Origin of the sequence: Sneathiella sp. P13V-1 (assembly GCF_015143595.1) — a bacterium.
In the GTDB taxonomy this organism is placed as follows: domain Bacteria; phylum Pseudomonadota; class Alphaproteobacteria; order Sneathiellales; family Sneathiellaceae; genus Sneathiella.
On sequence record NZ_WYEU01000004.1, the window covers coordinates 33,584 to 46,758 of the forward strand.

Consider the following 13,175-nt stretch of genomic DNA (forward strand, 5'->3'; position numbering starts at 1 on the left):
GTAGAGGCGCTGTTTTGGCGACTTGCGGGTGGGTAATTTGCTGGATTTAAGTCGGGCAAGGGGATGTCTTATGTTGGATGCGGTTGACAGGTTAACGGATGTTGTTCAGGTAAAGGGAGGTGCCCGGGTTCATATCGATCATAGTCGGGACCAATACCTGACTGACTTCGGTAGAGCCGTCCTTGAAGACCGCTACCTATTACCTGGTGAGAGCTTTCAGGATCTTTTTGGCCGTGTTGCCAGCGCTTATGGTGAAGGCGATGGGCACGCCCAACGTATCTACAATTACATCAGTAAACTGTGGTTCATGCCTTCTACGCCTGTTCTCAGCAATGGTGGTAGCTCCCGTGGTTTGCCAATTTCCTGCTTTTTGAATGAATCTAACGATAGCCTTCATAGTATTGTGGATCTTTGGACGGAAAATGTCTGGCTGGCCTCAAAAGGTGGTGGTATCGGAAGTTACTGGGGTAATCTACGTTCTATTGGTGAAGGTGTCGGTGCCGTTGGTAAAACATCGGGTGTTGTCCCGTTCATTCGTGTGATGGACAGCCTGACACTGGCGATTAGCCAAGGGTCTCTTCGTCGTGGTTCTGCAGCGGTCTACTTGCCGGTAACGCACCCGGAAATAGAAGAGTTTGTTGAAATTCGTCGCCCAACCGGTGGTGATCCGAACCGTAAAACGCCAAACCTGCATCATGGTATTCTGGTTTCCGACGATTTTATGCGTGCTGTTGAAAATGACGAAGAGTGGGGGCTGACTAGCCCGAAAGATGGCTCTGTAATCCGTAAAATCAGCGCGCGCAGCCTATGGATTCGAATCCTGACAGCGCGAGTGGAGACCGGTGAGCCATATATCATTTTCAATGATCGTGTGAACAGCCTGATCCCTGAGCATCACAAGTTGGCTGGTTTGAGTGTGAAGACCTCTAACTTATGCGCTGAGATTACGTTGCCGACAGGTAAGGACCATCTTGGTAATGACCGAACTGCGGTTTGTTGTCTGTCTTCTTTGAATTTGGAGAAATATGACGAATGGGAAGGTGATGAAACCTTCATTGATGACGTCATGCTGTTCCTTGACAACGTTCTGCAGGACTTTATCGATCGCGCGCCTGACCAGATGGAGCGGGCGAAATACGCCGCAATGCGTGAGCGTAGCGTCGGCCTTGGCGTGATGGGTTTCCATTCCTTCCTTCAGGCAAAGCGTATTCCAATGGAATCCGTCATGGCAAAGGTATGGAATAACCGTATCTTCAAACACATCCAGAAAGGTGTGGATGCAGCATCTAAAACACTAGCTGACCTTCGGGGCCCTTGCCCGGATGCCGCTGATTACGGTTTCCATGAACGCTTCTCCAACAAAACGGCGATCGCGCCAACGGCTTCAATTTCCATTATTTGTGGCGGTGCAAGCCCGGGAATTGAACCTACTGCCGCCAATAGCTACACCCACAAAACACTGTCTGGATCTTTCAATGTACGCAATCCGCATCTGAAAGCATTGCTTGCAGAAAAAGGACATGATGATGAGGAAACCTGGTCCTCCATTACGGTGAATGAGGGATCAGTGCAGCACCTTGATTTTCTGGATGATCTTGAAAAAGATGTGTTTAAAACGGCGTTTGAACTTGATCAGCGCTGGATTATTGAACATGCGGCTGACCGTACACCAATGATCGACCAGTCTCAGTCTGTGAATATCTTCTTGCCAGCTAACGTTCATAAACGTGACTTGCATCAAATCCATTTCCAAGCCTGGAAACAGGGTGTGAAGAGCCTTTACTACTGCCGTTCCAAGTCCATGCAACGTGCCGAAGTGGTGGCAACCAAGGGTGATGTGCCGGATAGCCTCAAGGAATTGCTTAAAAATGCGGAAGCGGGTAAGAAGCCGCAGTTGGAAGTTGTGGGCAGCGGTTCTACAACAGATTATGAAGAATGTCTGGCCTGCCAATAAGCAGGCCCTCAAAACCATAACAAAGATCAGAGTTTATTATGTCACTGCTTGATGCGAAGCCGGTTTACAAACCTTTCTCCTATCCTTGGTGTTATGATGCATGGTTGATGCAGCAACAGATCCATTGGTTGCCAGAGGAAGTGCCCCTTGCAGATGATGTAAAAGACTGGCACCAAAATCTATCTGAAGATGAGCAGCACCTGCTCACCCAAATTTTCCGCTTCTTTACGCAATCTGACATCGAAGTGAATAACTGCTACATGCGTCACTACACACGTGTGTTTCAGCCTACAGAAGTGCAGATGATGTTGGCGGCGTTTTCCAATATGGAAACAGTGCATATTGCCGCTTATTCCCATCTTCTGGATACCATTGGTATGCCAGAAACCGAATATTCTGCGTTCCTTCACTATAAAGAGATGAAGGATAAATATGATTACATGCAGCAGTTCAATGTGGACAATAAGGCCGAAGTTGCAAAGACATTGGCAGTGTTTGGCGCCTTTACAGAAGGTCTGCAACTTTTCGCAAGTTTTGCGATCCTGCTGAACTTCCCGCGTCATGGAAAGATGAAGGGGATGGGCCAGATTGTAACCTGGTCTGTGCGTGATGAAACGCTTCACTGCAATTCTATTGTGAAGCTGTTCCGGACTTTTGTGAGTGAAAATCCTGAAATCTGGACGGATGAGCTGGAAGCAGAGCTATATCAGGCCTGTAAAGATATCGTCTCCCACGAAGATGCGTTTATTGATCTGGCTTTTGGCGCTGGTGATATCGAAGGTATTACCGCGGACGAGATCAAAACCTATATTCGCTATATCGCGGATCGTCGTTTGGGGCAGCTCGGTCTCGAAGAGATTTATCACGTTGAGAAAAATCCACTTCCGTGGTTGGATGCGATTTTGAACGCAGTTGAGCACACAAATTTCTTTGAAAACCGTTCAACAGAGTATTCCAAAGCAGCGACACAAGGTGATTGGGAAGACGCGTTTAACTAGGCTCTATTCCGCCATTTTTACAAGTTGCTGGATCGTGGATTTTAAAATATCAGAGTCTTGTTGACTGACGGCGAGGGCCATACTGCCCTGCAGTGATCCAATAATGAAGGTGGCTCCCAGAGGGCTGTCTTTTCTCTTGTCCAATACGGTCTCAGTCCATCCAGATACTTTCTTATAAAAAGACTGTATGTGAGGGCGTAACTCTTCAGGCAGGCTTGGGCTTTCCGAACCTAACATACATGCAAGGCATACGCTGTTCGCTTGCTTTAGGCTGGCAAGGTACGCATCGCCTAGTGCTTGAACACCTTCTTTGATACTTGAAAATCGTTTGGGGTCACCAAGCGCCTCTAAAAAACGATCTCCGTACCGTTCGATAACAGCTTTTCCAAGATCTGATTTCTGTGGGAAATGATAGTGAACGCTTGAGCTTTTGATATCCACTGCCTTGGCAATATCCCTAAAGCTCACCGCGTCATATCCACCGCGGCGCATCTCTTCCTCCGCGAAGTCGAGGATAGCGTCAATCCGTTCTTTTGTTTTTGCATGAACCATTTTTTTAATATCTATCACCTGATAGGTATTGACAAGAGGGTTTTGTTAGCTAAATCTATCTATCAGTAGATAGAGAAAAGGAACTACTCGATGAAAATTTACGAATTTAATGGCTTTCCCAATCCTGCCCGTGTTCGCATTGCTCTGAAGGAAAAGGGATTATTGGACAATGTTGAGTTTATTCAGGTGAACGTCCCGGAAGGGGAACACCGCACGCCAGAGTTTCTGAAAAAGAACCCTTCAGGTGCGGTACCGGTATTGGAATTGGAGGACGGTACTTTCATTTCTGAAAGCAATGCGATCACCGAATATCTGGATCACTTAACTGGTGAGACAACATTAACCGGGGCAACTGCAAAGCAGCGTGCCATTATTTCAATGTTGAACCGTAAAGTGGAAGCAGGTCTTCTTGAAGGCATTGGTGCTTTCTTCCATCATGCGACAGATGGTTTGGGTCCAGTGCTTGAAACATACCAGAATAAAGAATGGGGTGAAAAACAGAAGGAGCGCGCTCTTGAAACGCTTCGTTGGATGGAAACGGTTCTTGAAGGACAGGATTATCTGGCGGGTGATAAGATTTCGGTCGCGGATATTACGGCGAGAGCTGGGTTTCTTTTTGCTGGATTTGTCGGCATTGACATCCCTGAGGATTGTCCAAATGTAAAAGCTTATGCAAATCGGTTAAGCGATCGGACAGATGCCGCGCTTGCAGCCTGATAAATAGGTGAGATATGGAAATTAACGCTGATTTTACGAAAATAGCCACCGAAAAAACTAACGAACTTCCTTGGATCCCTTCACCAATGAAGGGTGTGGATCGGCGTATGCTTGATCGAATTGGAGGTGAAGTTGCCAGAGCGACGACGATTGTGCGATATGCCGTTGGCTCTGCTTTCAGCTCCCACACCCACATAGGTGGGGAGGAGTTCATTGTCCTGGAAGGCGTCTTTCAGGATGAGCATGGTGATTACCCTGCGGGGACTTATGTGCGAAATCCCATTGGGACAGCGCATACCCCGAGGTCTGATGATGGATGTACTATTTTTGTAAAACTCTGGCAGTTCCGTGATGATGACAAACTGCAATTTGCCAAAAACCTGGATGAAGTTGAGTTATTCAGCGTAAACGATCGGTTCTCTTCCGCTGTTCTTTTTGAAAATGAGGAGGAGAAGGTGGAATTGCAGCAATGGTCAAAAGGGATTGTTGAATTAGGGTCTGATGGCGGCGTTGAGCTACTGATTCTGGACGGCGGTTTTGAAATGAACGGAACCCAATATCAAAAAAATGATTGGGTTCGGCTGCCGGATGGGAAAGTGGTGCAAGCCAATGTGACTGATGCCGGGGTCAGATTCTGGATGAAGTCAGGCCACCTCTCTCACGTTAAGGTTCCAAATCAAAAATAGTCTCCACTGAAAAGGCAGCGCTTCGGCGCTGCCTTTTTGGTTTAGGAACTTTGACGGCGACGACGCCAACCCATAAACCCAAGTAGACCAACCCCAGCGGCGTAAAGTGGGAGAGCTGCGGGAAGGGGAACAGCGGAGGGCGTGGTTACATCCATGGAGACGATTGAGTAACCAAAATCAGAGAAAGGTACGGTGAATAAGGTTATGATGTAGCTCCAATTGAGAAATATGACTGGATTAGCGGCGGATGTCAGCGTGATTGTTTCATCAGTTGCACCGTTGGCATCCCATTTTACTAATTCGACTGAGTTCAGGACTACGGGTTCAAAAAAAACGAAAGAAAAATTGTCGTCTTCTTTGAAGCCTCTTTCTTTTGGTTGGAGCCAGTGGAGGTAGAAAACATGTAGTCCGTGTTCCTTCGACAAGTCAAATACGTGGGTGAGGCCTTTAGGCGATCCTTCCAGAGTAAAGGGAAGAAACTCGTCTCCTTCATCGGCAATGCAACCCTTTGGAATTTCAAGAAACTGGCATGAATCAGGGTTTGAAAAATCAAAACTGAAAGTGGCGGCGTTTGCTGTTGATGTGAAAAGCAAAGAGGCCAATAGCAGAACAAAAATGCGCATCGTCATGTCCTTTTAAAATTGGTTAGCTCCCCTTAGACCGCTTCATGCTCTTTCATGTGATTTGCTCCAGCACACAGGGGTATGTATTATATTGAGTTGAGCTCAATATAATAATTTGCTATAGAAGTGGCGTTGCGGAGAAGGAGCAAACATGACTGAAGCAAAGCGCAAGCGTCGATCAGCTAAGGAAACACGTAGTTTGATTGTCCAAACAGCCGTTAAAGAACTTGTTTCAGGAGGTGGCACGCTTGAGATGGCGGCACTTGCCAAGAAAGCGGGTTTGTCCGAGGGGTTGGCGTATCACTATTTTGGTAACCGGGGAGGCGTAGTCGCCGCGGTTGTTGATGATTTTTATGACCGCTTTGAAGAGAGGGTTATTGATATCCGCTTTGAAGGGGAGGCATGGCAGCAGCGTGAAGAAAAACGGGTCTCCGCGCTGATCGACTTCTATTTCGAAGAGCCTCTCACCCCTATCATTTTTAATAGCCTTGGAAGTGAAGCAGAAGTGATTGAGGTCGAGGCGCGGCGTTTCAAACGACAGATTGATCTGGCTGAGCAGAATATTAGAGACGCGCAGGAAACTGGTGATATTCCAGATGAGCGGGATGCCCGAATGCTGGGTGCCATGATGCTCGGCGCAATTAGGTGGGGGGTAATGGCGAACCTTGAAATTTCAAAAGATCTCGACCGTACCCATTTGAAGACGGAAATTTGGATGGCTGTGAAAGCCATGTCCACCAGTGTGAAGTGAAAGAAATAATAATGAAAAGAGAAACTGAGCTGGAATTGATTGAGCGCTGCGCGGAACTTGCTAAATCCAATACGCGTGAAATGACAGATGAAAGGGGAAGTGATGCCACCCAATATACTGACCCTGAAAAATTTAAAGCCGAATTGGCCTATATGAAGACGTTGCCGCAAATGGTGGCTCACAGTTCAGAACTTCCAGAATTTGGGAGTTTTAGGGCGCTCGACTGGTTTGACAATTTTCCATTGCTCTTGGTGAGAGATGCTGAGGGGAAAGTTCACGCTTTTGCAAATGCCTGCCGTCATCGCGGTAGTAGGTTGGAAGCTAACGGAAGTGGGTGTAAGAAGCGTTTTATCTGTCCCTACCACGCTTGGAGTTATGACCTGTCAGGACAGCTTAAGAATATCCCCCATAAAGAAGGTTTTCCGTCAATTGATTTGGATGATATCAAGTTGAAGGAGCTTCCTTCTGAAGAGTTTGGCGGTTTTATCTGGGTCCGTCTTCAAGGAGAGGAGTCGATTGATATGGAGGCGTCTCTTGCGGGGCTTGGAGCAGATTTTGACTGGTTTGATAGCGAAAACCATGTGCTATTTGCCGAAGAAGAAAAAGTCTGGAAAACAAACTGGAAAATCTTGGTGGAAGGGGGGATTGAATCCTACCACTTCAAGATGGCTCATAAAAACACCATTGCGCCGCTGTTTCGCGATACTTTATCTGTTTTTGATGAATTTGGACCCCACTTTCGTTCAGTGCTTGCGAAAAACACGATCAAGAGAGCGATGGGCGATCCTGAAGAGGAGCGTGAGATCAGGAATTATGCCAATATCCTCTACAGTTTCTTTCCGATGAGTTCGGTCCTGGTGCAACCTGATCACTTCGCTGTCGTGCAAAATATACCGCTTTCTGAAGGTGAATGCCGCGTGAAAGTACAGACCTTTGTTCCGAAGGGTTCAGTGGAAACGGATAAACAAAAAGCCCATTGGCAGGCTAATTTCGAATTTACCAGAGACACGCTTTTGGAAGACTTTGTGTTGGCTGAAGAGATTTATCACGGGATGAAAACGGGTGCGACGGATCGCATTTATTTTGGTCGCTTTGAAAATGCGCTGACCCGGCTGCATGAGATAAATGAGGCTCATATCGAGGCAATGAATTCCGCTTGAGGATTGACGAAGCAGGGGCGGGTCTTTAGCCTGTTGGGATGATGTGGGTAGAAAATTAATAACAACCCTGATCCTGAGGAGGTCGCCCCAATGTCTAAGATCGAGTTCTTCTTCGATTGTTCCAGCCCATGGACCTATCTGGCGTTTGAGCAGATGGAACAATTTTCGGAACGTCATCCAGATGTAGAAATTGACTACCGCCCTATTCTGGTCGGTGGAGTGTTTAACACTGTTAATCCTTCGGTCTACCAGAACCGGGATAACCCAGTCCCAGCAAAAGCCGCCTATGCGCAGAAAGATATGCAGGATTGGGCACGTGTTGTTGGGATCGAAATCGGTCAGCCACCTGTCTTCCCGGTGAATAGTGTTAAAGCAATGCGGGGAGCTTTTGTGGCGCTGGAAGAGGGATGCCTTGTTCCGTATGCGAGGGCTGTCTTCAAACGTTACTGGACAGATCTTGAAGATATCTCTCAAGCGAAAGTTCTTGCGCCCATCGTAAAATCAGTTGGTTTGAATGAAGACGAGTTCTTTCAAAAGATTGCAGACCAGAAATATAAGGATCTTCTGCGAGACACTACCGAAGAGCTGATCAAGCGCGGTGGTTTTGGATCACCCACCATGTACCTGGATGGAGAGGACATGTATTTTGGGAATGATCGCATTACTCTCATCGAACAAAAAATTGCAGGGTAAGCCATGATTGATCTGTATTATTGGCCGACACCAAACGGCTGGAAAATCTCAATCGCTCTTGAGGAAATGGAGCTCCCTTACAACGTTATCCCTGTGAATATCGGGCGCGGTGATCAATTCAAGGAAGACTTCCTTAAAATCAGTCCTAACAATCGGATGCCGGCAATTGTGGATCAGGATCCAGAAGATGGCGGGGAACCGGTGTCGGTGTTTGAGACAGGTGCGATTTTGATATACCTCGCTGAAAAAACGGGAAAGTTCCTGCCCAAAGATTTGCGGGGCAGAAATGAAGTGATCGAGTGGGTGATGTGGCAGATGGGCGGTCTGGGGCCGATGCTGGGCCAAAATGGACACTTTAAATTCTATGCGCCTGAACAGATCCCTTATGCGCAGGAAAGATATACCAACGAAGCCCTTCGTCTTTTTGGAGTTCTGGACCGCCGACTTGAAGGGCGTGATTATATTTGCGGAGAGTACTCCATTGCAGATATGGCATGCTGGCCATGGATCATTACGTATAAGCAGCAGGAAATTGATCTTGATAAATTCCCCAACCTAAGGCGTTGGTATGATTTATGTAAAACGCGTCCCGCCTTGCGCCGTGGCTATGTGGTTGGCAGGGAATTTGGCAAACCCAAAGGAAAGTGGGATGACGAAGCCCGGAAGTATTTGATGGCTCAGGCAGAGGCTCCAAAATAATATGATTTTAGATTGTGAAAAATCTTCAAAAGCCGTTTGTTTTTAATTTTCTAAATCACTAGAATGAAATCTCACGGTAAGTTGAAAATTTGCCACTTGTATTATTTTAAGTATGTGTGAAGCGGTCATTAAAAATGGCATCCGTTTTAGAAAGCCTGTCCGATCAGGCCCAAAATAGCAATGAAGCCGGTACTGCTGAGAAGCTGTTAAAAGCCTTGTCAGTTATGCAGGCGTGTCGTGGGACCCGACAATTTTGCAATATTACGCTTCAGCAACTCACACATATTTACCCCCATATTGAATTTTCTGCTTTTTTGCGATCACCCGAAGAAGGACGTCCTTTTGAGGTTGTTGCAAGACTTGGCGGCCTTGGCGGTAGCTTGCAGAAATCGCAACTTGAACTACTCCGGAAGGCTTTAAGTGAAGGAGCAACTTTATACAAGGGCGGTGATGCTGCTATCTGCTTAATGCGGGAAGAAATCGTTTTGGGGGCGCTCTTTCTGACTTCTTCTGAGGTGTGGAAAGAAGAAGATAAGTCCTTACTTGAGCAGTTTTCAATAAATGCCTCACGTGGCTTCGAGACCACCAATATCCTTCAGGAAGCCGAAAATCTTGCGTTTCATGATGCTCTTACACAGCTGGATAATCGTGTGAGTTTTAAGAAGACGCTGGCCCGGGAGATTTCTAGATTTGCACAAGGTGAAGAGCAACCTTTAGCGGTCGTCCAATTTGTCCTTGATAACTTGCCAGAGCTTAATATCGCTCTTGGGTATTCAGTTGGAGATGATTTGCTCCGCATTACTGCACAGAAATTGCATGAACTTTTCCCAATGGCGTTGTCCATTGCTCGTTCGTCTGGAAACGGTTTCGCAATTTGTATTCCGGTAAGCGAAAACACAAATCTTGCTGATATTCCTCGCAGGATAAATGAGCTCTTTGACGTAATTTTGCCGGAAGATTATCAGATGCCACATTTGGCGTTGAGAATGGGAATTTCATATTTTCCCGATGACGGCAAAACTGCTGATAGGTTATGGAAAAACACCAGTACAGCGCTTGCAAATACACGGCGTATGCATAACGGCAACTACTGTTTTTATGATAGTGAAATTGAACAGGAAATTCATGGCCGTGTAACGCTTAATAAAGCGCTGCGTGATGGCATGAATCAGCAAGAACTTTCCCTCAATTATCAGCCTCAGATTTGCCTTCAAACTGGTGAAATGATTGGGGTGGAAGCCTTGCTTCGTTGGGAAAAGGAAGAAGGTAAATATATTCCAGCAGATGTGTTTATTCCAATTGCGGAAGCTTCTGGCTTATTAGGGCCTATCAGTGAATGGGTGCTGCGTGAAGCGTGCCTACAGCGCATGGAATGGACGAAAGCTGGTGTACCGGAGTTTCCAGTGGCGGTGAATATATCACTTAACGAATTTCAGGCAGAAGATTTTGTGCCGCAGGTAAGTAGGGCATTGTCAGAAACAGGGTTACCGGCTTCTCTTTTGCATATTGAGCTGACTGAAAGCGTCATCATGCATGACAGTGGTCAAACTCGTAAGAATATGTTGAAGTTGAAAGAACTTGGTATCAGCCTCTGCATTGATGATTTTGGAACAGGTTATTCATCCCTCAGCTACTTAAGCCAACTGCCTGCGTCCATTTTGAAAATTGACAAAAGCTTCATTGATGGCGTTATTTCCAACGAAAATGATGCGGCAATTGCCATGACTATTATTTCCCTTGGATTTAACCTTGGAATGCGAGTTCTGGCTGAAGGTGTAGAAAGCTCTGATCAGGTAAGGTTCCTGAAAAAAGCAGGATGCCACGACGCGCAAGGTTATGTGTTTTCAAAACCGGTTATCGCTGAAAAAATTCCGGCCATCGCTAGTGTTCAGAACCATCTGCTGACAATCGCCTAACAGTTTACTCATCAGGTAGAAGTTTACCTGGGTTCATGATGTTTGCCGGGTCGATGACTGACTTTATTTTTCGCATCAAATCCAGTTCGGCCGCTGATTTATAACGCGCCATTTCGTTTTTCTTCATGCGGCCAATGCCGTGTTCTGCGCTGATACTGCCGTTCATGTCATGAACAATATCGTGAACCACGCGATTAACACTTTCCCATTTGGCTAGATATTCGGCTTTGTCGGCGCCTTCAGGTTGTAGCGGATTATAATGAAGGTTCCCATCTCCGATATGGCCAAATGTGACAGGGCGGAAACCGGGGATCACTTCTTGTAATGCGGCATCTGCGCGCTGGATAAACTCCGGAATATCTGCAACGGGTACAGAAATGTCATGCTTTATACTGCCGCCTTCTGGCTTTTGTGCACCCGAGATTTCCTCCCGTAAGGCCCAAAGTTTTTGTTGCTGGGTGTCACTTGCCGGAACAATGGCATCCAAAATGATCTCATCTTCAAAACCGCGTTCCAGAATTTCCTGCATCAAATCATGGAGATTGTCGCTGGCGCTGGAGGAAAGCTCAACAAGGACCTGCCAATCGTACCTATCCGGCATGGGATCGCTGAAACCGTCAACATGTTTAACAACAAGATCAATGGCGATCCGGGGGATGATTTCCATGGCGGTCACCTGATCACCGCTCATTTCGCGAGCAAGACCTAACAACTCAACCGCAGCGGTTGGATCAGGCACTGCAATCATGGCCAGCTGTTGATATTTCGGTCGTGGATACATCTTGACAACGGCTGCAGTTACGATCCCCAAAGTGCCTTCGCCGCCAATGAAAAGATGCTTTAGATCGTAGCCGGTATTGTTTTTCCGAAGATTGGTAAGACCATCCCAGATCTGTCCATCTGGTAAAACGACTTCCAGTCCAAGGATTTGTTCACGGGTATTGCCATAATGCAAGACCTGTACGCCACCGGCATTGGTGGAAATGTTGCCGCCAATCTGACAACTTCCCTCTGATCCAATACGAAGTGGGAACATATATCCCAACTCTTCCGCTTTGTTCTGCAGGTCCGCTAAGATGCAGCCCGCTTCAACGGTTAGCGTCCCGCCTTTAGTATCTACAGTGCGGATATTATTCATGCGTTTCAGGGAGATGATAATCTCGTCACCTGCATCAAAAGGAATGCTGCCGCCCACAAGGCTGGTATTGCCACCTTGTGGGACAATTGGGGTTTTGGTGTCGGCGCAGATTTTTACGACTTTTGAGACTTCTTCCGTTGTTTTGGGAAGGACTACCGCCCTTGACCTCCCGACATATTTATCGCGCCATTCAACTAAAAACCCCTGCATGTCGGTTTCGTCAGTGATGACGTTTTTTTCTCCGACAACTTCTGTGATGGATTCAATAACTGACATGGTTTTTCTCATTTTTATTCTTTTGGTGCGGCAGCGCGGTTAAGGCGATCATTGATCGCGATCCCAATTCCTTCATTTGGAATGGGGGTAACAGCGATAACCGTTGGCTTCATCTTATCCAGCTTATGAAGCGCTGAAAACAGGTTGGCGGCGGCTTCTTTTAAGTCCCCTTCAGCGCTCAAATTTAAATCTTCAATTTCTTCAAAGCCTGAACCGAAAGACAGAAAAGCTTCCCCGTCGTTTTTCTGCATGGCGTTGAGCCTCACTGAGCAGCCCGGTGCGTAGTGACTTAAAAGCATCCCGGGACTTGAAATTTCGGCGTCGGCTTCGGCTTCTTCCACAGGATATCCAAATGGCAATAAATCTTCGCGGGAGATGCCGCCCGGTCTCAGGATCGTAATCTTGTTATCCGCCAAAGAAATAACGGTGCTTTCCAGACCAACGGCGCAGGATCCTCCATCCAGAATACAGGCGACTTTATCGCCGAGGTCATCTGCAACATGTTGGGCTTCTGTGGGGCTGATTTTACCGGAAAGGTTTGCGCTAGGGGCCGCGACAGGAATACCTGCCTCTTTTAGAAGTGTTCTCGCCAAAGGGTTTGCTGGAATGCGGATGGCCAAGGTTGGCAGGCCAGCGCTTGCCAACTCAGAAATACTGCAATCCTCAACGCGTGGCAGAACCATAGTGATAGGACCAGGCCAGAGTTTTACGGCGAGCTCCTCTGCCAGCTTGTTAAAGGTTACGTATCGTTTTGCGGTCTCAATGTCCGGCACATGTACAATTAGCGGATTAAAACTTGGACGGCCCTTTGCTTCAAAGATATTGGCAACGGCGTTGCCTTTCGTTGCATCTGCACCAAGTCCATAAACAGTTTCTGTTGGGAAGGAGACAAGCGCGCCGGACCGCAACGCCCTTGCGGCGAGGGCAATGTTTTCCTGATTAATCGGTAATATCATTGAATTATCTGTCATCTGGAAGAGGCTATGGGTCGTATATTGGGGCTGTACATAAA

At 47.0% G+C, this 13,175-nt stretch carries 13 protein-coding genes; 9 read left to right on the forward strand and 4 right to left on the reverse strand.

Going from position 1 to position 13,175, the window contains the following annotated elements; all coding sequences use genetic code 11:
- The first annotated feature begins 70 nt into the window (after nucleotides 1–70).
- Nucleotides 71–1,954, forward strand: coding sequence for a ribonucleoside-diphosphate reductase subunit alpha (locus GUA87_RS15620; RefSeq protein WP_193717553.1), 1,884 nt, complete (start codon nucleotides 71–73; stop codon nucleotides 1,952–1,954).
- A gap of 38 nt (nucleotides 1,955–1,992) precedes the next feature.
- Nucleotides 1,993–2,952, forward strand: a complete 960-nt coding sequence (locus tag GUA87_RS15625) for a ribonucleotide-diphosphate reductase subunit beta (RefSeq protein WP_193717554.1) — start codon at nucleotides 1,993–1,995, stop codon at nucleotides 2,950–2,952.
- A gap of 3 nt (nucleotides 2,953–2,955) precedes the next feature.
- On the opposite strand, the gene GUA87_RS15630 is transcribed toward GUA87_RS15625, so the two are convergent.
- Nucleotides 2,956–3,504, reverse strand: a complete 549-nt coding sequence (locus GUA87_RS15630; protein ID WP_193717555.1) for a TetR/AcrR family transcriptional regulator — start codon at nucleotides 3,502–3,504, stop codon at nucleotides 2,956–2,958.
- A gap of 90 nt (nucleotides 3,505–3,594) precedes the next feature.
- Here GUA87_RS15630 and GUA87_RS15635 point away from each other — a divergent pair, with 90 nt between their 5' ends.
- Entirely contained in the window at nucleotides 3,595–4,221 is a 627-nt protein-coding gene (locus tag GUA87_RS15635) for a glutathione S-transferase family protein (RefSeq protein WP_193717556.1), read from the forward strand.
- A 14-nt stretch (nucleotides 4,222–4,235) separates the two neighbouring features.
- Nucleotides 4,236–4,907 (forward strand): cupin domain-containing protein, encoded by a 672-nt coding sequence (locus GUA87_RS15640; RefSeq protein ID WP_193717557.1) that lies wholly within the window; start codon nucleotides 4,236–4,238, stop codon nucleotides 4,905–4,907.
- A 41-nt stretch (nucleotides 4,908–4,948) separates the two neighbouring features.
- On the opposite strand, the gene GUA87_RS15645 is transcribed toward GUA87_RS15640, so the two are convergent.
- On the reverse strand, nucleotides 4,949–5,530 hold the full coding sequence (locus tag GUA87_RS15645; RefSeq protein WP_193717558.1) for a VPLPA-CTERM sorting domain-containing protein: 582 nt from the start codon (nucleotides 5,528–5,530) through the stop codon (nucleotides 4,949–4,951).
- 151 nt (nucleotides 5,531–5,681) lie between these two features.
- Between GUA87_RS15645 and GUA87_RS15650 the strand changes: the two genes are divergently transcribed.
- The 5 genes from GUA87_RS15650 (at nucleotide 5,682) to GUA87_RS15670 (ending at nucleotide 10,749) form a co-directional block, all read left to right on the forward strand.
- Nucleotides 5,682–6,281: a TetR/AcrR family transcriptional regulator gene (locus GUA87_RS15650; RefSeq protein ID WP_193717559.1), complete on the forward strand. Its 600-nt coding sequence runs from the start codon at nucleotides 5,682–5,684 to the stop codon at nucleotides 6,279–6,281.
- Between the two features lie 11 nt (nucleotides 6,282–6,292).
- Nucleotides 6,293–7,441 (forward strand): aromatic ring-hydroxylating oxygenase subunit alpha, encoded by a 1,149-nt coding sequence (locus tag GUA87_RS15655; RefSeq protein WP_193717560.1) that lies wholly within the window; start codon nucleotides 6,293–6,295, stop codon nucleotides 7,439–7,441.
- Nucleotides 7,442–7,531: 90 nt separating this feature from the next.
- Nucleotides 7,532–8,134: a 2-hydroxychromene-2-carboxylate isomerase gene (locus tag GUA87_RS15660; RefSeq protein WP_193717561.1), complete on the forward strand. Its 603-nt coding sequence runs from the start codon at nucleotides 7,532–7,534 to the stop codon at nucleotides 8,132–8,134.
- A 3-nt stretch (nucleotides 8,135–8,137) separates the two neighbouring features.
- Complete coding sequence (locus tag GUA87_RS15665) at nucleotides 8,138–8,833, forward strand: glutathione S-transferase N-terminal domain-containing protein (protein ID WP_193717562.1); 696 nt, start codon at nucleotides 8,138–8,140, stop codon at nucleotides 8,831–8,833.
- A gap of 134 nt (nucleotides 8,834–8,967) precedes the next feature.
- On the forward strand, nucleotides 8,968–10,749 hold the full coding sequence (locus GUA87_RS15670) for a putative bifunctional diguanylate cyclase/phosphodiesterase (RefSeq protein WP_193717563.1): 1,782 nt from the start codon (nucleotides 8,968–8,970) through the stop codon (nucleotides 10,747–10,749).
- A 4-nt stretch (nucleotides 10,750–10,753) separates the two neighbouring features.
- Here the strand turns inward: GUA87_RS15670 and GUA87_RS15675 are convergent, their stop codons facing one another.
- On the reverse strand, nucleotides 10,754–12,163 hold the full coding sequence (locus tag GUA87_RS15675; protein WP_227712094.1) for an FAD-binding oxidoreductase: 1,410 nt from the start codon (nucleotides 12,161–12,163) through the stop codon (nucleotides 10,754–10,756).
- Between the two features lie 14 nt (nucleotides 12,164–12,177).
- Nucleotides 12,178–13,134, reverse strand: a complete 957-nt coding sequence (locus GUA87_RS15680; RefSeq protein ID WP_193717565.1) for an L-threonylcarbamoyladenylate synthase — start codon at nucleotides 13,132–13,134, stop codon at nucleotides 12,178–12,180.
- Between the last annotated feature and the right edge of the window lie 41 nt (nucleotides 13,135–13,175).